We start from the raw sequence: 22,656 nt of genomic DNA on the forward strand, positions 1-22,656 counted from the left end.
CCGGCCTGCACGGCGTTGGGGGCGGTGGGCCAGCCGATGTCACCCGCGGGGACAGCCTGCGGGGCGGTGGGCCAGCCGATGTCGCCGGCCTGCACGGCGTTGGGGGCGGTGGGCCAGCCGATGTCACCCGCGGGGACAGCCTGCGGGGCGGTGGGCCAGCCGATGTCGCCGGCCTGCACGGCGTTGGGGGCGGTGGGCCAGCCGATGTCACCCGCGGGGACAGCCTGCGGGGCGGTGGGCCAGCCGATGTCGCCGGCCTGCACCGCGTTCGGAGCGGTCGGCCAGCCGATGTTGCCGGCGACGAAGTTGGTGGTGTCGGCGGCGGGGCGGTTGTTCGTGTCCGTGGCGTTGATCGCGCCGGCGGCGGTGAGGGCGGCGGCGGTCAGGGCGGCGGCGGTGGCGGCGATGCGGGCGATGCGGTTCATGGCGAGCTCCTCGTCAATTTCGTGTTCGGTACTTGGCAACCTTCTGCCAAGAAGATTGGCAAGGGAATCTCGTGAATTGGTGGGGAATGGATCGCATTTCGCTCGACATACCCGCCAGGAACGCTGCAGATGTAGCGATATCCCGTCCGACATGCCTACACATATGCCCTCTGACCTGCACTTACTCAGATTGTTGGCAAACTGAGAAAGTCTTTGGCAACGCTGGGAAATCCCTCGAAGGGAGACCTGTAAATCCCTCCAGGTGGGCCGCGGCCTGCTGTTTTGCCGTCGTCACTTGAGTATGGACGGAGCCCATGTTGCCAATTCCTGTTCTCGGCAGGCAAAGTGTTGCCAAGCAAGAGGCAACACATTGCCTCACGGGCTGTTGAGGGGGAGGCACACAGTGAACGCGATACGCCACAGTCGGCTGCGGGTGGATCTGAACGCGGCCGGTGCCGGTCCTTTGCCCGCCGCTGTCGCGGACGTCCTTGCCCGCTGGACACGGGTGGAGGACCGGGACGGGTCCTTCGAGCTGCACGTTCGTCTTCAGGACGTCCTGTACGGGCAGTTGCCGGCGCGGCTGGGGGCCCTGCTGGGTGCGCCGGCCGCCGACACCCTGGCGTGCGGAGGGGCCGCCCAGGTGTTCGCGGCGGTGATGTCCCGGCTGCCGTTGAGCCCCCGCGACCGCGTCTGGGTGAGCCCCTACGAGTCGCCCGCCCACCTCGCCGCGCTGTCCGCCCTGCGCGCACGCACCGGTTGTCACATCGACGTCATCGCGCTGGGTCCCGACGGGGACCTGGACGTGTCGTGGATGGCCCGGCACCTCGACGACGACGTAGCGCTGGTGTGCCTGCCGTATGTGTCCGCAGCGTGCGGCACCGTCCACCCTGTCGAGGAGGTGGGCCGCCTGCTGGCCGGGCGTCGTTGCCTGTACGCCGTCGACGCCTCGTACGCGGTGGGTCAACTGCCGGTGGACGTCGCCGGTATCGGCTGCCACCTGCTCGTAGGTGACGGCTGGCGCTTCTTGCGCGGCCCCCAAAGTGCCGGGTTCGCCTACGCGGCGCCTCGTCTGCACGAGGTCCTGGCCCCGCACGGCGGCCTGCCCTCCTCACCCGCCTCCGTTCCTGCCCTCGCCGCCCTGAACACGGCGCTGGCCCACCACGCCACCACTGCCGCAGCCACCTCGGACACCGCGCACCTGACGTCCCTGCTGCGGACAGCGGTCCACCACAGTCCCGGCACCGAGCTGATCGCCCCGGGCCGCCACCACAGTGGCATCGTCACCTTCCGGCACGACGAGCTGCCCGCCGCCCTGCTGCGCCGCCGCCTCGCCGACCGTGGCGTCCTGGTGGGCAAGATCGTCGCCGATGAGAGTCCCCTCTACCTGCCCCGGCGCGGTATCACCACCGCGGTGCGCGCGGGTGTCCACCACGACACCACCCCCCGCGACATCGCCCTGTTCGCCGACGCCCTGCGCGACGCCATCGCCCAAGGGCTCCCGCAGCCCACGGCCCGTGCACGACAAGGCGCCCTGCGGACAGTGCAGTTCACCGCACCGATCGAGCCGGCCCCACGCGCTCGCCGCGCTCTGCGTGCCGTGCCGGCGCCGGTCGGCACACCCATCTCGGCCTGCGTGCCGCTGCCGTCCTCCGTGCCGGCCCCGATGTCCTGCGTGGGGCAAGATCCTCAACTGTGCCGCTGACGACGGCGGGTTCGCTCTGGTCGCCCATCGCCTGCGCCGCACTCCGTCCCGGCGCGCACGGAAGTCCACCCGAATCTCCCGCACCGCCCGCCTGAGCGGCCGGCGGGACACTAACGTCGAGCCCATGATCGTATGGCTCAACGGCACCCATGGGGCAGGCAAGACGACGACCAGTGCACTTGTGCAGCGGTTGATCCCTGACTCACGGGTGTTCGACGCCGAGAAGGTCGGTGAGACGCTCATGGACATCGAGCCAGGGCTGCCGGCGACGGACAACTTCCAGCACTGGCCTCCGTGGCGGCCCCTCGTGGTCGAGACCGCGCGGCGCATCCTCGACTACACCGGCGGCACGCTGGTGATGCCCATGACCGTCCTGGTCGAGCAGTACTGGCACGAGGTCAGTTCGGGCCTCGCCCAACATGGCATCCCTGTAAGGCACTTCGTCCTGCACGCCGACCAGGACACCCTCCGCAGGCGCATCGCGGGAGATACGGTTCTGGGCCCCGACTCCCCTTTCCGGCTCCGACACCTTGAGCCCTACGCCGAGGCGACCCGCACGTGGCTGCACGCCGAGGCCGAAGTCGTCGACACCACACACCTCACGCCCGTTCAGGCCGCCCAGCAGATCGCGGCGGCTGTCGCGAGTTGAGAAAGCGCGGGCGGTGGCAAGGCCAGGTCGGCCGAGCGGTCCTGATCAAGGTCCTTGTCTCCCTGGTCCGCCTGGGCGTCAGTTTCGGAAACGGCGTCCTGGTTCGAGCGAGAGAAACAGACTGAATGAACCACCACAACGCTCCGCAGGAGGAACCGGCCGAGCACCTGCGCTTCGCGGCCTACCTGACCGAGCTGGAGCACGTCTCTGACGCCGACGAGCTCGACCTGGTCAGCGAAGTCCTGACTGATCCGGACCAGTCCATGGCCCAGTCCGCCGTCCTGCGGCACTTGGACCGCCGGGCCACCGACATCCATTCCGGCCCGGCTTACGAGCCATGGGCCGAGCGGATGACCCAGGTCACCGTCCGCCATCCGTTCCTGGCACATCGCGTGCGGGAATGGTCCCTCTTCCGTGCCATCACGTTCGGGCAGCCCTGGCGCCGTGACGCCTTGCTCGAGTCCTCCGACTGGCTGCAACTCAAGACCGCCGCCGGTCCGAACACCGAGGCCGTTGACGTCCTCGCCGAGCACGGTCGCACCAAGCGGATTCGCAACACGGCCCGAATCAACTTCAAGGAGTCGAGCCCGCGCCCTGCCGCAAGTCGACGCATCCAGCGGTCTCGACCTTCGCTTCCTTGAGACAGAGCACGACCTCTTCGCCGGTGAGCGATGGCCGACACGACGGCTCCAGTGTGGTTCGAGGGCGGCGCAGGTGTGGTGCAAGGCCACTGGTGTTGTCTCAACGCACGGCCACTGATCGGCAGTGGCTCACTAGGAGGTTTCGCATGGCTCTCCGTGACGTTTTCCAGTCCCTGAACGAGACCGATGCCCTGGCTTCTCCGGCCGAGTCCCGCCTCGCGGGCGAGGGCGTGCTCGACCCGGAGAAGGCCGCCGTCCTGAACAACAACGAGGAAGCCGCGGACGCTCCCATGACGGTCCTCAGCCAGATCAACGAGGCCTGACAGGCACCCAGCAGGGGGTTGCCCGGGAGCCTTTGCCAGCTCCCGGGCGCCACGGACCGGGAAGGTTGGCATCCGCATGACCACAGCCACTCCTTGGCCTGCCGCCCTGACCGGCAGGCTCTTCGGAGACGCCGTCTGGGGCGTCTCGCACCACGTCGAGAAGCAGGCGCTCGACCCCGCGGGTCTGCTCACGGGCGAGCGCATCCGGCGCCTGCTGGACGCCAGTCTTCTCAAGTGGCCCTACTTCACCCTCCTCAAGCACGGCGAAGTACCCACGGTGTCGTCCTACACCAGGCAGCGGGACGTGATCGGGCACAAGGTCGCCGGTTTCGCCGACGCCCCGGCCGTCGACCGCCACATGGCGGGCGGCGCCTCCCTCAAGCTGAACCAGGTCGGCGACTGGCACCGGCCCACCCGCGACATCGCGCGTCAGCTGGAGGAGCTGCTGCCGGTGGCCGTGAACTCCTACGTCTTCTGGACGCCCGAGGAGTCACGCGGCATGCTCCCTCACCGGGACGCCGCGCACGTGCTGGTCGTCCAGCTCGAAGGCCGTAAGGAATGGCACCTGTACGCCGCGCCCGAGCAGATCGGCGCCTCGGCCGGCCTGGACGTGGACGCCGCCCGCCCCTCGCACGTCTTCACCCTGGAACCGGGTGACGTCATGTATCTGCCGCACGGCTGGCCGCACGACGCGACCGCCCGCGGCGGCGACTCCCTGCACCTGACGTTCACGCTCACCGAGCCGACGCCGGAAGACCTCGTCGACGCGTTCCTGCGCCGGTTCCTGGAGGACGAGCAGGACCTCGTGCACCACTTCCACACCCGCCCGCTCGCGGCACGCACCAGCGAGGTCCGCGCGGCGCTGAGCAGGCAGGCCAAGACGCTGGACGACGCCCACTGGGGACGTACGGCGCTCGAGACGATGCGGGAGGCGATCGGCTGATGACGACGACCACCACCGAGACCACCCCACCGGCCACCGGCGCCGGCGAGGGAACCCCGTCGGCCACCGGCGGAGCCGGGACCATCGCACCGGCCACGCGTCCGGGCGAGACCGTCCCGGCGGTCGGCGGGTCCGGCGAGAGCGACGCGGCGGCGACACGGGTCAGCGGACTCCCCGCCGCCACGTCGGCCGGGGACAGCGAGGCCGCGCCGGTGCCCGCACGCCTGGAGCACCTGGTCGGTGACGTCGACGCCTTCTTCCGCGAGCACTGGGCCGACCAGCCCGTCGTGCTGCGCGCGCACAGCGACCTCACCCGGCTCATCACCGAGCAGGAGATGTGGGACGAGGTCGACTGCGGCCTGCTGTCGCGCCCGTACTTCACCGTCTTCAACGAGGGTGTGCGCACCGCGATCAGCGACATGACCCGCAAGCGCCGCGTGGTGAACCACGATCTGCCCGGCTTCATCGAGCCCGAGCAGATCCGCCAGGACTTCGCGGACGGCGCCACCTTCAAGTTCAACCAGGCCGAGCACTGGCACCCGCGTATCCGCACCCTGGTCAAGGCCCTGGAACCGCACTTCAGCGGCGGCCTGGAGTCGTTCGTCTTCCTCAGCCCGCCCGGCAAGACCGCGATGCAGGCCCACACCGACGGCGCGCACGTCTTCATCCTGCAGGTCGCCGGCGTCAAGGACTGGGTCGTCGGGCGCATCGACGAGACCTCCACCAGCGACTCCACCCTGCACGAGGGCCCCATCGCCGACGAGTCCCGTGTCGAGCTGACCCTGCGCCCCGGCGACGTGCTGTACATGCCGCACGGCACCCCGCACTACGCGACCGCCCGCGAGGGCAACTCCATCCACGTGGCCGTCACCATCGAGGAGCCCACCGCGGGCAACCTCGCCGAGGTCGTCCTCGCCGGATTCCTGGGCAGTCCCGCCTTCACGGCCCTGCACGAACAGCACCACCGGCATTCCCTGCGGCAGCGCACCGAACTGCTGCGCACGGCCCTGCTGGAGCATCTCTCCGGCGTGGACGAGGACGCGGTGACCGCCGCCGCCGTCACCCTGCGCAGGGAACACCGGTGACAGCCGCGCGGCGCGCACCCGGCTGGATGCGGGGCGGAGGAGAGGCCGCCGTCACCGAGGGGACCCTGCGCACCGTCCGCCTCGACGAGACATGGGATCGACTGGGCCCGCAGCTGTCCGCCCGCGGCATCACCCGCGTGGCGGACCTCACCGGCCTCGACGTCCTCGACGTGCCGGTGTGGACGGCGATCCGTCCCGGTGCGGCCACTCTGACCGCCAGCGCCGGCAAAGGACTCTCACACACGGCCGCCCGTATCTCGGCCGTCATGGAATCCATCGAGGTCGCCGTCGCCGAGCAGACCCGGCCTCCCGTCACCACCCGCGACACGGCGCGTGCCGTGGACGCCGGCTATCGGGTGGACGAGCTGTCCCTGCACCCCGTCTCGCTGGCCGACGAGCGCACCGTGCTGAACTGGACGCGGGGCTGGGACCTGGCGTCCGGGACGCCCGCGCTGCTCCCGGTGGCCGCGGTCGGCCTGCGCGGGTGGGCCGCCGACCGCTGGCAGCCCGCCACCTTCGTCACCACCACCAACGGTCTGGCCTCGGGCAACGACCACGTCGAGGCCACCGTGCACGCCCTGTTGGAGAGCGTGGAACGCGACGCGCTGGCGCGGTTGCGCGAGGGCGACGCGGTCGCCACCGACCTGGACACCGTGGGAGAGCGGCTGGGCGCGGTCATCGAGCGCATCCACACGGCCGGCGCCGACGTCGCCCTGGAACGCATCCCCTCGGTGCCGGGCACCTTCGCCTACACCTGCTGGCTCACCCAGCCGGAGATGTGGCAGATCTTCGCCGGGTCCGGCTGTCACACCGATGCCGCGATCGCCGCCGAACGGGCCCTGCTGGAAGCCGTCCAGAGCCGCGGCTCGACCATCAGCGGGGGCCGCGACGACATTCCCGAGTGGACGTTCCGCCCGCTGGCCGCCTCACCCGGCCGGCTGCGCCCCGCCCCGCGCCGTACCGAGGCGATGCCCCGCACGTCGCGGACGGCGACCTCGCTCGACGAGGTGCTGGAGGGCCTGGTCACCGCGGTCCACCGTGCCACCGGCCGGCCCGTGATCGCCGCCGACCTCACCCCTGGCGCCCAGCCGTGGCCCGCCGTCGTCCAGGTGTTCGCGCCCGGCCTGGGACTCGCCCTGCAGCACCCCCGCCCGCAGTCCGTCGCCAGCAGGAGCCACGCGTGAGCCGTCGCCGTATCGCCTTCGTCGGCCCGACCCTGCCGCCCTCGCAACGGCCCGCGGGCCCCTTCGAGTACCGGCCGCCCGTGCGGCACGGCGACCTCTTCGACCTGTGCCTGCGACCGGGCGACGAAGTCCTGATCGTGGACGGCGTCTACCAGCACTTCGCGCCGATCCGGCACAAGGAGATCCTCGCCCAGCTCGCCCGGGGCGTGCACATCGCCGGCACCGCCAGCCTGGGCGCGCTGCGGGCCGCGGAGCTGGCCGACTTCGGCATGGAGGGTCTGGGGCAGGTGTACGCCCAAGTGCGCTCCGGCCGACTGGTCTCCGACGCGGACGTCGCCGTCCTGCACGCCGACGACAGCGCGGAGGCGCGCCGGCTCACCCACGCGATGGTCTGCGTACGCCACGGACTCGCGGAACTGCGCGACGTCGGCCGCCTCGACGACGGTCAGGCCACCCGTCTCGAACAGGCCGCCGCGCGCCTGCACTTCACCGAGCGCTCCGCAGCGGGCCTGCGTCACGCCGCCGGCGCCGACCAGCACGCCATGGACCTTCTCCTGGACCACCTGGCCGCACACGGCGACATCAAGGCCCGCGACGCCCGCGAGGCCCTCGACACCCTGGCCGCGCGCCCCCTCACGCCACCTGCCGCAAGCCCTCACCCGGCGGACGCCTGGACCAGCTCCTACGGCCGGCAGTGGGACTTCGAGCACCGGCCGCTCCAGCCCGGATCGCCGGTCAGCGCCCGATCCGCCCTGGCCTGCCTGCAGTTGTTCGCCGCGGACTTCCCCGAACGCCACCGCGCCTACGCCCTGCGCCTGGCCGCCGCGACCACCGGCCGCACCGGCTCCGCCGGGCAGCTCCTGGCCGCGGTCGGCTTCGCGCCCGCGCCCCGTCCGGATGCCCAGCTCGCCCGCGCAACCGAGGCCACCGCCCACTGGAGCGCCGACGAACGCCTCCTGGCACGCACCTTCCGCCTGCCACCGGGCCGCCTCGTCTACCAGGACCTGCCGGGGGAGGCCGTCGCCGGCACCACCCTGGACGAACTACAGGACCGCTGCCTGAAACTGCTGCGGGTCCCCTCCACCCCCGCGACGCCGACCCCGCAGCGGCACGCCCTGCTGCGCGAGCTGTGGCAGGCGGGCTCCGAGCACGAGTACCGGCTCTGCGCCCTGGAACGCGGCCTGTGCGACACAGCCGAGGCCGCCCGGCTGGCCGGCCACTTCGACCTCGCCCTCGTCGCACGCCTCGCCCACGCCCCGGCGGCCGCCCGATGACAGCCACCCCGCCCTCCGCCCCCACCGCGCTCGGCCGGGCCCTGGCCTGGGCGGAGGCACTGTGCACCGAGCCCCGCCCCACCGAGGTCGCCGCGTACGGCGACGACGGACTGCTGCTGCGCGTGGACGTCCCCACCCGGCACGGCGCCGAACAGCCCCACCTCGTCCACTACCGGCGCCACGACGAAGGCGGCTGGGAAGCCACCTGGACGATGCCCTGGGCCACCCAAGCCGTCGCCGTCCCCGGCGGCTACGTCTGCGCACGCCGCGACCAGGGCCGCACCCTGGTGGTGCGGCGCCCCGCCGACGGCGGTCCCGAAGACCTCCTGCTGAGCACCCGGGGGCGCGCCGGCACCCTGGCCGTACGCCCCGGCGGCGCCGCGATCGCGGTGACGACCAGCACCTACGGCGGACCGGGAGAGCACCCGCAGGACCTCCTGGCGGGCTCCGACGCCGTCTGGGCCCAGGGCAGCGACATGACACTCAGCCACGCCAAACAGCCGCAGGGCGCCTGGCAGCTCCACCTGCTGCCGCTGGACGGCACCCCACCGCGCGAGCTCACCCCCGACACCCCCACCGGCCTGGCCCTGACCGGCGAAGGCGCCTGGAGCGGCCCCGCCACGCTCCTCCTGGGCGCCCAACGCCACCACGCGCACGGAGTCCGCAACTTCGGCCTCCTCCGCCTGACCGTCGACAACGACAGCGACGGCAACGGCAGTGGCGGGGGAGGGGACGGCGGGGCGTCGGTCACCGAGCTGTTCAGCGACGTGGTGGACGTCTGCTTTCCCGTCCAGGGGCCCGACGGCCACGTCGCCTACCTCGCCACCACACTGCGCCGGGACAACGAGCCCGTCACCCAGTACGCCTGCCTCGTCGGCGAAGACCTGAGGCAGCCCGTCCTGCTGCCCGCCGAGAACGGTCTGTGGCAGCGACCGGTCGGCTGGGACGGGCCGCGCCGCCTCGTCTGCACCGCCGAGTCCGGGCCCCGCCGCGGGCTGTACGTCCACGACCTGGACCGCGGCACCTGGCAGCCGGTGCCGCTGCGGACCTCGGTGAACAGCGCCCGCGTCCACGCCGGGCGGGTGGCCGTGCTGAGCTCGGCCCCCGACACCCCGCCCGCCCTCGACGTGTTCACCCTGCCCCCCGCGAGCAGCCCCGAGACCACCGCCGAAACCGTCCTGGAACGTGTGGTGTCGGCCGAGGCGCCGCCGCTGCCGGGACAGGTCAGCCACCGGACCCAGCGCATCCCCACCGCGCACGGCGAGGTCGCCAGCTGGGTGTGCCTGCCCGAGCGGGCACCGGCCCGCGGCACCGTCGTCCTCTACCACGGCGGCCCGTTCAAGAGCTGGAGCGAGTGGTCCTGGCGGTGGAACCCCTGGCCGTTCGTCGCCTGCGGCTTCGCCGTCGTCCTGGTCGAACCGCCGATGAGCCTCGGTTACCCCGACGCGGTACGCACCGGCTGGCGGCAGTGGCGCGGAGGAACCGCCGCCTGCGCCGCCGCCCAGGTCGAGGCCGTCCGCGCCGCCGAAGGTCTGCTCGACTCCCCGCTCGCGCTCATGGGCGGCAGCTTCGGCGGCTATCTGGCCCTCATCACCGCCGAGTCCCTCAACCCGGATCTCGTCGTGGCGCACGCCGCGCCCCTGGACCTCACCCAGGTCGCCGAAGGCAGTGACGTGGGCTGGCAGTGGATCCGCGAGTTCGGCGACCCCACCGAGTGGCGGCCCCTGTACCAGCTCAACAGCCTCTTCCCGCGACCCGTGGCACCCGGCACCCGGGTCCTGCTCTCACACGGACTGCACGACGGACTCGTCCCGCCCACCGAGACCCTGCGCACCCACCGCGCGCTCGCCCGGCAGGGCGTCCGCAGCGAGGTGGCGTTCTTCCGCTCCGAAGCCCACCCGCTGAGCCGGCCGGGCAACATCCGCGCCTGGTACCGCTGGGTCCTCGACGCCGCCACCGAGGAACTCGCCTCGTCCGCCCGCCTACCGGACCCGCCCAGCGAACGACTCACCTCGCCTGCCCGCCCTGGCGACCCGTCCAGCGACCAACTCGGCTCAGTCACAGGCGAGATGCACCGCCCCGTGGACGACGACCAGGTGTCTGCCACCCGCGAACTGGCTTGGGCCGCAGGTGAAGGCGGCGGACCTCACCGCGAACCCCGCCCACTGATGGCCGAGTTCGCCGGGGTGGCCCGCCCACCGGCGAGGACACCCGCGGCGGTCGTTCCGTCCGCGGGCGGCGGCACCGACCAGGAGGCATCATGACCGGCCGGCACGTCGTCACCCGGGACGCCATCGGTGAGGGCCTGGCCGCCCTGGGCGTCCGTCCCGGCGCCACCGTCATCACGCACACCTCGCTCAGCTCCTTCGGCTACGTCGTCGGAGGCGCCCAGAGCGTCCTGCTCGCCCTGCGCGACGCCGTCGGCCCCCAGGGCACCCTCGTCATGCCCGCCTTCACCCCCCAGCTGTGCCACCCGCACACCTGGCGGCGCCCCGAACTGGCCGCCGCCGCAGCCGACCCCGGCACCGCCGCCCAGATGCCCTGCTTCGATCCGCTGCGCACCCCCGCCGCCCGCACCATGGGCACGCTGCCGGAACTGCTCAGAACCCAGCCTGGCGCCCGCCGCTCGACCCACCCGCACGTCTCCTTCACCGCCCAGGGCCCGCGCGCCGAGCGCATCGTGCGTGAGCACCCCCTCGCCTGGCGGCTCGCCGCCCACGGGCCGCTCGGCCGGCTGTGGGACATGGACGCCACGGTCCTGCTGCTCGGCACCCCCTGGCAGAAGTGCACCGCTCTGCACCTGGCCGAGTACGCCACCGCCTACCCGGGCCGACGCGCGGGCCGGTGGGCGGTGCCCGCCCCCGACGCGCACGGACGCACCTCATGGCGCGAGGTACCCGAACTCCTCGTGTGGGAGGGCGACTTCGACGCCCTGGGCGACGCCTACGAAGCCGCGGGCCGGCCGCTCACCACCGCGCGTGTGGGCGGCGCCCTCTGCCGGGCCGTGCCGCTGCGCGAGGTGGTGCGCTTCGCCTGCCACTGGCTGGCCCGTCATCGTGACCTGAGCCGGGGCCTGCCCCCGCCCGGCTGGCGCGACGTCGTCCACGCGCCGCGCCCCCTGCCGGCGGGACGGCTGCCCGGCGCACCACGGCTCCCCCTCGAAGTCGCGGAGCTCGCCTCGTGAGCGCCGTCGATCCCGTGCGGCTGCGCCCCGTCACGCCCGGCGACCTGGACCTGTTCGACGAGCAGTTCGCCACCCGGGACGGCACCGGAGCCTTCCAGTGGTTCGGGTTCACTCCCACCCGCCGGATACGCGCCCGCCATACCGAGGACGGGCTTTTGGGCCGGGACGGCGGCGTGCTCACCGTCACCGTCGCGGGCGTCGTGGTGGGCCGCGTCGAATGGTTCGCCTCCGCCTGGGGACGCCCCGACACCTCCTCCTGCTGGACCCTGGCGATCGGCCTGTTCCCCGCCGTCCGCGGCCGAGGCACTGGCAGCGCCGCCCAACGGCTGCTGGCCCGCTACCTCTTCGCCCACACCCGCGCCGAACGCGTCCAGGCCTGGACCGACCACGCCAACGTCGCCGAGCAACGGGCCCTGGAGAAGGCCGGCTTCACCCGCGAGGGCACCCTGCGATCCGCCCAGTGGCGGGACGGGGACTGGCACGACCAGATCCTGTACGCGGTGCTGCGCACCGACACACCCCTGTGGGACGAGGAGCCCCGATGACCTTGCAGCCCACCACCCTGCGCCTCGACAACGGCCTGCGCGTCCTGCTGCAACCGCTGCCCGGCTGCCAGGTCGTCGCCACCTGCCTGCACGTCGGCACCGGATTCCGCAACGAGCCCCTCGCGGGCGCCGCCCACCTGCTGGAACACGTCCTGGCCCAGGGCGCCTCCAGCAGCAGGCCCCTCACCGACGCCGTGGCGGCCACCGGCGGCACCACCAACGCGCGTACCGCGGCGGACTACACCCAGTACACCGCCGTCCTGCCGGCCGGCGCCCTGGACCTGGGACTGCGCATCGAGCACGCCCGGCTCAGCGACCCGGATCTGGGAGCCGGCCACGTCGCGGCACAGATCGCCGTCGTCCAGGCCGAGATACGCCGCAACATGCTCCAGCGCCCGCACGGCGGCCTGGTCCTGTTCGACCTGCCCGCCCTGCTGCACGACACCTGGCACAACCGGCACAACGGCTACGGCGACATCGACGCCCTGCACGAACTCGGCCCCGCCACCCTGCGCCGGTTCTTCGACCAGTCGTACGCCCCCGGCAACATCCACCTGGCCCTCGTCGGCGACTTCGAACCCGGGTACGCCCGCGACCTGGTGGAGCGACACCTGTCCTCGATCCCGCCCCGCCCCCTCCCCGCACGCCCTCATGTCGCGGAGCGGTCCCTCGTCGCCGACCGCAGGGCCCAGCGAGCCGAACGCATCTCCCGCACCGCGCGCACCGTGCTCGGCTTCCGCACCCCGGACCCGGCCACCGCACCCGACGCCCATCTCGCGACCGTGCTGCTCGGCGAACTCCTGGAGACGCAGGGCGCGGACTGCGCCTGCCACCCCGGCGATCGCCGCGCCTGGGGCGGCTTCCGCACCCGCGCCCACCGCACGGGGAACCCCTTCGACGTCGCCCAGGACGCCCTGTTCGCCGTGGACTTCCCCCACCCGGTCGACACCGACGTCGACGAGGCCGAACACTGCCTCCGTACCTGGCTGCGTGCCGTCGCCGAGGGGACCGTGCCCACCGCGCCCCTGGCCCGCATCCGCAGACAGCTCGCCCTGACCCTGCACGCCGAACTGGACTCCGTGGCCGGCCAGGCGTCCTGGCTCTGTGTGGGGGCCGCCGTCCACGACGACCCCCTGTACCTGGCCGCACTGCCGGGCGCCCTGGACCGGGTCCCCGACACCGAGGTGGCCGCAGCCGCCGCCCGTTACGCGGCGGCCCCCTGCGCACGCATCACCAGCCTGCCGACACCGACGCCGAACTCCGCGACCGCCGTGACCGCAGGCCGGACAGGAGCCGCCGCATGACCGCCCCCACCGCCCCTCGCCCCGCCGTGGCTGCCGGCGCGCCCACCCCGTCCTTCACCGCCCCCGTACCGGACGAGTACGTCACGGACCGCGGCACCGCCGTCGCCGTACGGCGCAGCGGAACCGGTCAACTGGCCGAGGCCCGGCTGCTGTTGCGGCTGGCACCGACGCCCGGCCCGCACCAGGCGCGGGTGGAGGTGAGCGCCGAGGCATTGCGCGACGCGCTCACCGAGGCCGCCGGCGACCTGGCGACCGTACGGGTGGAGGCACGCAGCGACCGGGCCGTCATCGCCGTACGCACCTTCGCCGACGACCTCCCCGCCGTCTGCGTCCGCGTCCGCGACTGCCTCGACGCCGGCCGGCCCCACGAGGACGGACGCGTGGGCGAGGCCGCCGACCGCGTCGCCCGGCGGCTGACCGCCGCAGCACCCGCACCGACCCAACTGGCCCGCAGCGGCTTCCTCGCCGCGGTCTACGGCCCCCACCCCTACGGCCGTACGGCGACCGCCGACCTGGCGTCCGGAGTCCAGGGCCTCGACACCGCGACCCTGGTGCGCGGCGCGAGCCCCGCCCACCGCCACGGCATCGTCGTCGGCCCGGGCCCGGCCGACGAACTCCTGGACCAAGCCGTCGCCCTGCTGCCCGGCACACTTGCGGACACCCCTCGGCCCTTCCGGCCCGAGGTACACCCGACGGCGCCCGCCACCGCGACGCCCCCACCGACCAGCACGGCGTCCGCCACCGACACGTCCACGCCGACGGACGCGGTGCCCGCCCCGCGGCCGCTCCCGCGTACGTGCGTGGTCCACCCCGCCACCCCGCAGACGCTCATCCGCCTGGGCGCCCTGGTACCCGGCCGGGGCCACGCCGCCTACCCGGCGCTCCAACTGGCCGCGCTCATGCTCGGCGGCTACTACGCGAGCCGCCTCACTCGCGTCCTGCGGGAACGCGAGGGTCTGGCCTACGCGCCACGCGCCGTCCTGGACCCCCTGGGACCGCACGCCGTGCTCACGGTGGAGGCCGACGTGACGCACGAGGGCGCCGTCCGCGCCCTGCACCTCATCGCCGAGGAGACGGACCGACTGGCGGCCGGCGCGTTCACCGCGCAGGAACTGCGCAACGCCCAGAACTACGCCGTCGGCTCGATGGCGATGGCCTGCTCCTCGCGTTCCGGGCTGGCGTCGACCTACGCCGCCATCCTGGCGAGCGGCCTGCCCGCGAGCTGGCTGACCGACTACGAGGACCGGCTGCGCGCCCTGACCGCCGCCGACGTCGCCCACGCCGCCGCGACCCACCTCAGCACCCCGGGCCTGACCGGAGTGGTGATCGCCCCCCAATGGGAACCGGGCCTTCCGCCGCCCACCCCGCACGGCACCTGAACGCGAGCGCTCACCGGCGGACGAACACCCCGGCGTTCCCCGCCCGCCCGGCGCGAACCACCCGAAGAAGGCCCGGCCCGCACCCCCCGGACCGAAGAGATGGGACCCAGGCTTGTGAAGAAGTTCGTCCAGCGCACGTTCTCGTCACTGCGCGGCCCGGCCAGGACGCTCGGCGCGCTGCACTTCGCCGACAGCCTCGGCAACGGCCTGTTCATGGCCGGCTCCGCGGTCTATTTCGTCACGGTGGCCGGCCTGCCCGCCACCGTCGTGGGCCTGGGCCTGTCCCTCGCCGGGCTCAGCGGCTTCGTCGCCAGCCTGGTCTTCGGACGCCTGGCCGACAAGGTCGGCGCCCGCCGCCTGCTTGCGGTCCTGCTGTTCCTGCTGGCGGGCGCCTACGCCCTCTACCCGGCCGTGCACTCGCCCGCCGCCTACTTCCCCGTCGTCGTGATCACCGGCGCTCTGGAGTACGGCTGCGGCCCGGCCTTCGGTGCCCTGATCGCCGAGCTGGTCCCCGAGGGCGAGCGCGTCACGGCGCGGGCGGCGCTGCGCTCGCTGTTCAACGCCGGCTTCTCGGCCGGCGCGCTGACGGCGGCGGCACTCATCTCCCTGGGCGAGGACGCCCTGCGTCTGCTCCCGCTCGGCAACGGCCTGACGTTCCTGGTGGCAGCCGGGCTCGTGCTGCGGCTGCCGGTCACCGGCACACGCGCCGCGGCCGGCGGCGGCAAGGGCTTCGGCGTGCTGCGTGACCTGCCCTTCCTCGGTGTCATCGGCGCCTCCAGCCTGCTCGCCCTGCACAGCGCGGTCCTGCTCGCCGGGATTCCGCTGTGGATCGTCAGGAACACCGAGCTGCCGCATTCCGTCGTGCCGCTGATCCTCGCCGTGAACACCGTCCTGGTGGTCCTGTTCCAGGTCGCGGCGGCCCGCGGCTCGGAGAGCCTGGACGGCGCTGTCGGCGCGGCCCGCAGAGCGGGGCTCATCAGCGTGCTGGCCTGTGCGGTACTGGCGGCGGGGCGGTTCACCGGCTCGTGGGGCACCGGTGCCGTGGTGCTCTCCGCGGTCCTGCTGTTCACCCTGGCCGAGCTGTGGCAGTCCGCCAGCGGCTTCGGCCTCGGCTTCGCCCTGGCCCCCGAGCAGGCACGCGGCGAATACCTGGGCGCCTTCCATCTGCACGTGGTCATCCAGGCCACGGTCGGCCCCGCCCTGGTCTGCTTCCTGGTCGTCGGCCACGACTCCCTGGGCTGGCTGGCCCTGGCCGCGCTCTTCCTGGCCGGTACGGCGGCCATCGGCCCGTCGGTCGCCCGGTCCCGCCGCAGGCTGCGGCCGCAGGACTCCGCGGTCGCGCACACCGAGCCGGCCGAGGACGCCGAAGCCGCCTCCCAGCCCCGTACGCCGGCCTGAGCGGCTGTCTTCTCCTTCACCTGCCGGGCAGGCAGTTGCCGAGCCAGTCCGCCTGCTCCGCACGACGTCGCAGGCCAGGTGGATCTTCGTGGTCAGCCCGTCGCGGGACCGGCCGATCGCCTCGCCCGGTTAGCCCTCCTTTTCCCGGGCTCGGCCGCGTGCCGGTGGGCCCGCACGGTCGTGGAACCAAGGCACATGACAGTTCACGGTCACGGGGTCGGCTGCTATGTGAGCCGGTGCTTCCGGTGGGTGACGTGATCGGTGGAGGTACGGTCCGGCGCTCGGCGGCACGGATGTGGCGGGGTGGGCTGACGCGCCGGGCGCGCCAAGCACGAAACCACCGGGATTACAGGGCACGGGGCACCTGGGTCCGTCGCTGACGGCGGCGGACCCGGCACTTTGCCATGAGCGCCCACGAGCCCCTGTGAGCAACCGCACTCGACACGGCAAGTACCCAACGAATAGGCCCATTTAGGCACGGGAGGGCGCTGTGGCGGGCACGGTCCGGCGACCACTGTCCCGTCCCGTCTGCCACGATGGTCGGCGCCGCAACCGATCAGGTGGAGTGGCCGCGCAGCGCAGCCGGCGTTCCTCGGTTCCGCCGCCATGTGACTTCCCCTCGCACCCTCGGGTACCGCACTGTGTCTTCGCCTTCCCTTTCCGCGCCCGCCCCTGCCCCCGGCAGACCCTCCGGTGACGCCTCACGTTCGCCGTGGCGGTCCCTGAGGCATCGCAGCATGCGCTGGTGGTCCGTCGCGAACTTCGTGTCCAATGCCGGCACCTGGATGCAGCTCACCGTCCAGAACCTGCTCGTCCTGCAGATCACCGGGTCCGCCGCCGCCACCGGCCTGTCGATGTCCGTGCAGGCCGCCCCCGCGCTGTTCATGAGCGTGCTGGGCGGTGCCGCCGTCGACCGCTGGCCACGCAAGGTGACGGCCGCCGTCAGCCAGGCCCTGCTGGGCATGGTCGCCTTCACCACGGCCGTACTGGTCGCGCTGGACCTGCTGGACATGACCTCCCTGCTGGTGCTGGCGGCCGTGACCGGCACCATCGCCACCGTCGACGGCCCGGCCTGCGCCCTGCTCGGCAACGATCTCGTGCCGGTGGAGGACGTGCCTTCCGCGATCGGCGTGGGCGCGCTGGTCCACAACGCGGGCCGGCTCGTGGGCGCGGCGCTCGCCGGTGTCACGGTGGGCTTCCTCGGCACGGCCGCCGCCTACGCGGCCAACGGGCTGTCGTTCCTCTTCGTGGCCGCGGTCATCCCGTTCCTGCGCCCGGCGGCCGGTGCGGTCGTGAGCGCCGTCGCCCGCCCCGGTGCCGGGAAACGCGAACGCGACGACATGACCATCCGCGAAGGGCTGGCCTTCTTCGCCCGCAGGCCCCGCCTGGTCGCCCTCGCCGGAGTCACCGGCATCAGCGCCGTCTTCGGGCGCAACTACGGGCTCACCCTCGCGGTGCTCGTCACCGGCCCGCTGGCCGGTGGCCCGGGGGCCTTCGGCACCGTCTCCACCGTCCTTGCCGTCGGCGGCATCCTGGGGGCGGTTCTCGGCGCCCGCCTGCGTCGGCCCTCTGTGCGTGTCGTGGGCACTCTGGCGGCGGTCGGGGGACTGCTCCAGGTGATCGCCGGGCTGTCGCCCTCGCTGGCCGTCCTGCTGGTGCTCGTGCTTCCCATGGCCGTCGTGGAGTCCGTCTCCGACACGGCCGGAACAGCCGTCCTCCAGACCGACCCGCCCGCTCACCTGCGAGGACGCGTACTGGGCGTGTGGAGCACCATCGGCACCGTCTGGGGCCTCGGCGGCCCGCCCGCCCTGGGCCTCCTGATGGAACTGGCGGGCCCGCGCGGCGCCCTGGTCACCGGCGGACTCGTCGTCGCCATCACCATCGCGGCCGGTCACGTCCTGCGCAGGCGCCGCACGCCCCGCCCCGTCCAGCTACCGACCCGCCCGGGGGAGGAGCTCACGGGCCGGGAGGCGCTGGGAACCGCGGCCTGAGCCAAGGCCCAGTTCGGGGCCCTCTGGGATTACTCGCAGGTGATCAGGCCTGGCCCGGCCCCGGCAGGGCCATGAGCCCTGGGTCCGCCCTCGCGCAGCGCAGGGGAACGAAACCCCACCAGCCGGCGGCTGTCGCATGCCCCAGCCCTGGGCACCTGGCCGCTCACCGCTCACCCGGTCGCTCACCGCTCACCCCGCCGCGCACCGCTTGAGGTGCACGCGAAAGATGCTCGATCGGGGCCTCACAAACTGTCCGTACCGAGTTCGGTCTCCCTCCAGCACCCGGAGGGCCTCTCGGAGTCCGACACCCTCATGGACATGGACACAAGCGGAGGCTGAGATGACCGTCGCGCTGGGCAGCGCCGAACGCACCTCGCCGGGCGGGGAGTTCGCTCCCCTCTACGCCCAGGCGCAGCACTTCTACGTGCGCCAGATGCAGCTCCTGGACGCACACGACACCCACCACTCGTGGCCGGACACCTTCACCGAGGACGCGGTCCTGGAACTGCCGTCCCAGTCCGAGCCGGTACGCGTCCGGACCGACCTGGCCCGCTGCGTGCGCACCGGCGCGCAGCGGCTGCGGGAGGCCGGCGGCCGCCTCCACCACTGGGTCGGCATGCTCGACGTACAGCCCGGCCCGGACGGGGCCCTGCGCACCCGCTGCTCGGCACTGGTGCACGTGGCGCCCGTGGACGGCAGCGCCAAGGTGCTGTACGTGTGCGTCATGGAGGACGTCCTGGTGTGCGCGCTGAGCGGTGAGTGGCGCGCCGCGCACCGCCGGGTGATCCGCGACGACCTGATCTGACGCACGGGACGAGCTGGTCCGGCCCCTGGACGACGTGCTCCGGGGTGCCGCGACCGTGGCCCGGCGCGGTGTACGACATGGAACCGCGCTGCAGCTGAACTCGAGGTTCCGTCCGGGGCGCGGGACGTGGGGGCCGTTCCTGCCTAGGGTGGGCCGTGCTCATCACCTCCCTGTCCGCGCCCGTCTTGCGTCCACGTGACGAGGGCGGGCGCGTCGACGACCAGGGTGCACGAGCGCGCGCGGCCGCGGCATCCCGTCCGGCCGCACATCCACCCACGACGCACACCCACGCCTTGTGCCCACCCCGACACGCAGCCACCGCTGCCCCCGGCCCCGACCGGCCCGGGCGCAGGGGACCGGCCGAGACGTGACCGGGCCCGTTCACGGCCCGGGCTGCCGGCGCGGCCCACCCCGCCGCGCCGTGCACGCATCCCTCTCCCACGAAGGACACCAGGAGGACCCCGCATGGCTCCGAACGCAACCGCAGCCGAGGAACGGGCACCACGGGCGCGGCAGGCGGTCGCACACCGCCTGCTGATGTGCCGCCCGCAGTACTTCGACGTGACCTACAGCATCAATCCGTGGATGGACCCGGACAAGCCGACGGACACCGGGACGGCGCTGCTGCAGTGGGAGCAACTGCGGGAGCTGTACCTCTCGCTCGGGCACACCGTCGAGGTGATCGAGCCGGTCGACGGCCTGCCGGACATGGTGTTCGCCGCCAACGGCGCCACCGTGGTGGACGGCAAGGTCCTCGGCGCCCGGTTCCGGCACCGGGAGCGCACCGCGGAGGGGCCGGCCTACCTCGACTGGTTCGCCGACCACGGGTTCGCGGACGTGCTGTGGCCGGAGCACATCAACGAGGGCGAGGGCGACTACCTGCGGGTGGGACGACGGCTGCTGGCCGGCACCGGCTTCCGTACCGACGCCCGCTCGCACGCGGAGGCCCAGGAGTTCTTCGGCCTGCCGGTGACGGGCCTGACCCTGGTCGACCCCAACTTCTACCACCTGGACACCGCGCTCGCCGTCCTCTCGCCGGACGAGGTCATGTACTACCCGCGGGCCTTCAGCGCGGGCAGCCGGGCGGTGCTGCGGGAGATGTTCCCCGACGCGATCCTCGCCTCGGAGCAGGACGCCGCGGTGTTCGGCCTCAACGCCTTCTGCGACGGCCTCAACGTGCTGCTGCCGCAGGCCGCCACCGGGCTCGCCGACCAGCTGAAGCAGCGCGGCTTCAACCCGATCGGGGTGAGCCTGGGCGAGCTGCTCAAGGCGGGCGGCAGCGTGAAGTGCTGCACGCTCGCCCTGTCGTAGGGAGCCGCTGAAGGTCACCGCCGGTCGCTGCGACACGGGCCGGCGGCCCTTCTCCCGGCCGCACGGACGCGCAGTCGGGCGGCGCGAGGTCCGCCCACGGTTCAGGGCAGGCCGGTGAACGCGGCCAGGACGTCGTCGAGTTCGTGCGTGTGCACGGTCATGGAATCGGCGGTGACCGCTGCCGCGTCCAGGACCGCGAGCACACCCCGCAGGGTCTCGACACCGGCGTCGCCGGGGATGTGCAGGGTGAGCGTGCCGGCATCGATGCCGGCCGGACCCAGTCCCGGATGCGGCCCGGCGGCGAAGGCGGCGGCGGCACGTTCGAGGGCGAGCGCGTCGGCGAACCGCAGACGGATCACGGCCTCGGGCGGATCACTCACCCCCTCCGCCCGCAGCGGAAGTGGGCCTGGTGGGGGAGCGGGGATCGGGGGAGCAACGGACGGCGGGGCCGTGGACGCGACATCCGCGGGGCGGGCGAGGCCGGGCCGCACGGAGCGGGCCGCGGGGTCGGGGTCCCCACCCGGCTCCCGGTCCGCGCGCGGCAGGATGCTCAGGAGACTGCCGGGTTCGGCCATCACCGTCCCGGACGTGCCGTGAGAAGGTCGCCTCTCGTGACAGGGACATTTTTGCCCGTTCGGGCTCGCCGTTCCTGTGGGACGGTCGTATGCGTATCCCGCGGGGCGGTCGCGGGCGTAGGCGGTGTCGGCCTCGGCCAGGGCGTGCAGCAGAGCGAGCCGGGTGCCAGGCGAGAGCGAGACGGCGAGTTGGAGCAGGAGCGCTCGGGCCTCGTCCGCCCCGGTGACGGTACCCGGATCGGTCACATCGTGCGTCCCTGGCAGGTCCCACCTGGCGGCCGTGTCGTCGCTCGGCAGGCGGGGTGGCATGGGCGGTACGGAGTGCAGGGGCCGGCGGGAAGGCTGCGGGCGGGGATCTACCGGGTTGCGGGGCTGCGCTGTTCCTGGGGAGGCCGGCCGAGGCGCGTGACGGCGGCCGTCGGGGGAGGAGGGGATCCACGGTGTGTGTGTCACGGGCGCTGCTCTCGCCGTCGGGTCGTTGTCGTCGCCGGGCTGACGCCGGGGTCCGACGGCCCGCAGGGTGTCCTGGTACGACGGGACGGACGTGCGCCGGGCATGCGGAAGGCTCCGGTACGGCGGGACGGGGGCCCGCTTCGACCGCAGGAACCCGGGATGGGGCTGCGGGGCGGTCCGGCGCACGGGGCGGTCCGCGAGGGGTGCCGGTTCTGCGGCGCGGTCATGGCATGACCTCCGCCTCGTCGGGGTCCGGGACGATCAGGGTGCCGACACCGTCGTCGGTGAACATCTCCAGAAGCACCGAGTGCGGCACCCGTCCGTCGATCACCCGGGCCGCGTTCACGCCGCCCCGCACGGCGTGCAGGCAGCCTGTCATCTTGGGAACCATGCCCTCGCTCAGCTCGGGCAGCAGTTTCTCCAGTTCGCCCGCGGTCAGCCGCTGGATGACCTCGTCGCTGTGCGGCCAGCCCGCGTACAGGCCGGCGACATCGGTCAGCATGACGAGGGCCTCTGCCCGCAGGGCTGTGGCGAGCGCCGAGGCCACGGTGTCGGCGTTGACGTTGTAGACGAGACCGTCCTCGGCGCTGCGGGCCAGCGGCGAGACCACCGGGATCCTGCCGTCCGCCAGCAGACTGTTCAGGGCGGTGGTGTCCACCTGCCGGATGTCTCCGACCCGTCCGACGTCCACCGGTTCCCCGTCGATCCAGGGCAGGTGCCGCACCGCGGTGAGGATGTTGGCGTCCTCGCCGGTCAGACCGACGGCGAGCGGGCCGCAGCGGTTGATCAGTCCGACCAGCTCGCGCTGCACCTGGCCGGCGAGCACCATCCGCACCACGTCCAGCGCGGGCGACGAGGTGACGCGCAGCCCGGCCTTGAACTCCCGTTGCAGCCCGCGCCGGGCGAGTTCGGCGTCGATCTGCGGGCCGCCTCCGTGTACCACCACGGGCCGCAGTCCGGCGTAGCGCAGGAAGGCTACGTCGCGGGCGAAGGCGGCCGTGAGGTCCGCGTCCACCATGGCGTGCCCGCCCAGCTTGATGACGACCGTCCGGCCCTGGTGGCGGGCGAGCCACGGCAGGGCGTCACCGAGGGACCGGGCCTTGGCCAGGGCCGTGTCCGCACCGGCGTTCACGAGAACCTCGCACGCCGGGCAACGGGATGGCCGGCCGGGCGGTTCTTGCTCATGGGTCGACTCCTTCGGAAAGGGGCCCGGAGACGGCCGGGCCGTGACGAGCGGTGGACATGCGCTGGAATGCGGCACGAAAGGTCTTGGCTGCGCCGCGGGCACTTGGGAGGGTGAACACCTATCGGCCCGAGCGGGGACACGCGCCGCAATCATCGCGCGCGGACATGGGCCGGGGAACAGCGATTCTCGTCAACTCTGATGGAGGGGATGGTTCGTTGGCCTGTAAGGACGGTGCTGCCCACTTACCCCTTCGCGTTCCGGACGGTGCTCCCGCCTCGGCCTTTCGCATTCGGGACGGT

General features: G+C 73.1%; 20 protein-coding genes and 1 pseudogene. 17 read left to right on the top strand and 4 right to left on the bottom strand.

Annotation, left to right across the window (positions count from 1 at the left end; all coding sequences use genetic code 11):
- Positions 1-425, bottom strand: a 425-nt coding sequence (locus ACWGIS_RS15745) for a hypothetical protein (RefSeq protein ID WP_453362963.1), incomplete at its 3' end; no start/stop codon positions are given.
- Between the two features lie 403 nt (positions 426-828).
- On the opposite strand from ACWGIS_RS15745, the gene ACWGIS_RS15750 reads away from it, so the two are divergent.
- The 14 genes from ACWGIS_RS15750 to ACWGIS_RS15815 all read left to right on the top strand — a co-directional run bounded on the left by ACWGIS_RS15750 (position 829) and on the right by ACWGIS_RS15815 (position 16,036).
- Entirely contained in the window at positions 829-2,127 is a 1,299-nt protein-coding gene (locus tag ACWGIS_RS15750; protein WP_453362964.1) for an aminotransferase class V-fold PLP-dependent enzyme, read from the top strand.
- Between the two features lie 124 nt (positions 2,128-2,251).
- A complete protein-coding gene (locus ACWGIS_RS15755; protein WP_453362965.1) occupies positions 2,252-2,776 on the top strand; it encodes an AAA family ATPase in 525 nt (174 codons plus the stop codon).
- 125 nt (positions 2,777-2,901) lie between these two features.
- A complete protein-coding gene (locus ACWGIS_RS15760) occupies positions 2,902-3,417 on the top strand; it encodes a hypothetical protein (protein ID WP_453362966.1) in 516 nt (171 codons plus the stop codon).
- A 146-nt stretch (positions 3,418-3,563) separates the two neighbouring features.
- The gene (locus tag ACWGIS_RS15765) at positions 3,564-3,740 is read left to right on the top strand and encodes a hypothetical protein (protein ID WP_453362967.1); all 177 of its coding nucleotides are present in this window, start codon (positions 3,564-3,566) and stop codon (positions 3,738-3,740) included.
- A 76-nt stretch (positions 3,741-3,816) separates the two neighbouring features.
- Positions 3,817-4,683 (top strand): JmjC domain-containing protein, encoded by an 867-nt coding sequence (locus tag ACWGIS_RS15770; RefSeq protein WP_453362968.1) that lies wholly within the window; start codon positions 3,817-3,819, stop codon positions 4,681-4,683.
- Entirely contained in the window at positions 4,683-5,768 is a 1,086-nt protein-coding gene (locus ACWGIS_RS15775) for a JmjC domain-containing protein (protein ID WP_453362969.1), read from the top strand. Before ACWGIS_RS15770 ends, ACWGIS_RS15775 begins: the two co-directional genes overlap by 1 nt.
- Complete coding sequence (locus ACWGIS_RS15780) at positions 5,765-6,952, top strand: YcaO-like family protein (RefSeq protein WP_453362970.1); 1,188 nt, start codon at positions 5,765-5,767, stop codon at positions 6,950-6,952. Before ACWGIS_RS15775 ends, ACWGIS_RS15780 begins: the two co-directional genes overlap by 4 nt.
- A complete protein-coding gene (locus tag ACWGIS_RS15785) occupies positions 6,949-8,226 on the top strand; it encodes a TfuA-like protein (protein WP_453362971.1) in 1,278 nt (425 codons plus the stop codon). The genes ACWGIS_RS15780 and ACWGIS_RS15785 overlap by 4 nt, the downstream gene beginning before the upstream one ends.
- Positions 8,223-10,490, top strand: a complete 2,268-nt coding sequence (locus tag ACWGIS_RS15790) for an alpha/beta hydrolase family protein (protein WP_453362972.1) — start codon at positions 8,223-8,225, stop codon at positions 10,488-10,490. Before ACWGIS_RS15785 ends, ACWGIS_RS15790 begins: the two co-directional genes overlap by 4 nt.
- Positions 10,487-11,410 (top strand): aminoglycoside N(3)-acetyltransferase, encoded by a 924-nt coding sequence (locus tag ACWGIS_RS15795; RefSeq protein WP_453362973.1) that lies wholly within the window; start codon positions 10,487-10,489, stop codon positions 11,408-11,410. Before ACWGIS_RS15790 ends, ACWGIS_RS15795 begins: the two co-directional genes overlap by 4 nt.
- Complete coding sequence (locus ACWGIS_RS15800; RefSeq protein WP_453362974.1) at positions 11,407-11,955, top strand: GNAT family N-acetyltransferase; 549 nt, start codon at positions 11,407-11,409, stop codon at positions 11,953-11,955. The genes ACWGIS_RS15795 and ACWGIS_RS15800 overlap by 4 nt, the downstream gene beginning before the upstream one ends.
- Positions 11,952-13,259: a M16 family metallopeptidase gene (locus ACWGIS_RS15805; RefSeq protein ID WP_453362975.1), complete on the top strand. Its 1,308-nt coding sequence runs from the start codon at positions 11,952-11,954 to the stop codon at positions 13,257-13,259. The genes ACWGIS_RS15800 and ACWGIS_RS15805 overlap by 4 nt, the downstream gene beginning before the upstream one ends.
- Positions 13,256-14,638: a M16 family metallopeptidase gene (locus tag ACWGIS_RS15810; protein WP_453362976.1), complete on the top strand. Its 1,383-nt coding sequence runs from the start codon at positions 13,256-13,258 to the stop codon at positions 14,636-14,638. Before ACWGIS_RS15805 ends, ACWGIS_RS15810 begins: the two co-directional genes overlap by 4 nt.
- Positions 14,639-14,737: 99 nt before the next feature.
- On the top strand, positions 14,738-16,036 hold the full coding sequence (locus ACWGIS_RS15815) for an MFS transporter (protein WP_453362977.1): 1,299 nt from the start codon (positions 14,738-14,740) through the stop codon (positions 16,034-16,036).
- Between the two features lie 66 nt (positions 16,037-16,102).
- On the opposite strand, the pseudogene ACWGIS_RS15820 reads toward ACWGIS_RS15815, so the two are convergent.
- Positions 16,103-16,239 (bottom strand): annotated as a pseudogene (locus ACWGIS_RS15820) (IS5/IS1182 family transposase); the annotation flags it as partial.
- 534 nt (positions 16,240-16,773) lie between these two features.
- Here ACWGIS_RS15820 and ACWGIS_RS15825 point away from each other — a divergent pair.
- From ACWGIS_RS15825 to ddaH, 3 genes are all read left to right on the top strand, one after another.
- Positions 16,774-18,027: an MFS transporter gene (locus ACWGIS_RS15825; protein WP_453362978.1), complete on the top strand. Its 1,254-nt coding sequence runs from the start codon at positions 16,774-16,776 to the stop codon at positions 18,025-18,027.
- A gap of 340 nt (positions 18,028-18,367) precedes the next feature.
- Positions 18,368-18,832, top strand: a complete 465-nt coding sequence (locus ACWGIS_RS15830; RefSeq protein WP_453362979.1) for a nuclear transport factor 2 family protein — start codon at positions 18,368-18,370, stop codon at positions 18,830-18,832.
- A gap of 465 nt (positions 18,833-19,297) precedes the next feature.
- The gene (ddaH, locus tag ACWGIS_RS15835) at positions 19,298-20,143 is read left to right on the top strand and encodes a dimethylargininase (protein ID WP_453362980.1); all 846 of its coding nucleotides are present in this window, start codon (positions 19,298-19,300) and stop codon (positions 20,141-20,143) included.
- A gap of 101 nt (positions 20,144-20,244) precedes the next feature.
- Here ddaH and ACWGIS_RS15840 read toward each other — a convergent pair whose 3' ends face one another.
- Together ACWGIS_RS15840 and argB are read right to left on the bottom strand one after the other, a co-directional pair.
- Complete coding sequence (locus ACWGIS_RS15840; RefSeq protein ID WP_453362981.1) at positions 20,245-20,523, bottom strand: hypothetical protein; 279 nt, start codon at positions 20,521-20,523, stop codon at positions 20,245-20,247.
- A gap of 871 nt (positions 20,524-21,394) precedes the next feature.
- A complete protein-coding gene (argB, locus tag ACWGIS_RS15845; protein WP_453362982.1) occupies positions 21,395-22,303 on the bottom strand; it encodes an acetylglutamate kinase in 909 nt (302 codons plus the stop codon).
- Between the last annotated feature and the right edge of the window lie 353 nt (positions 22,304-22,656).

The sequence above is a fragment of the Streptomyces sp. NPDC054842 genome, from assembly GCF_053611025.1.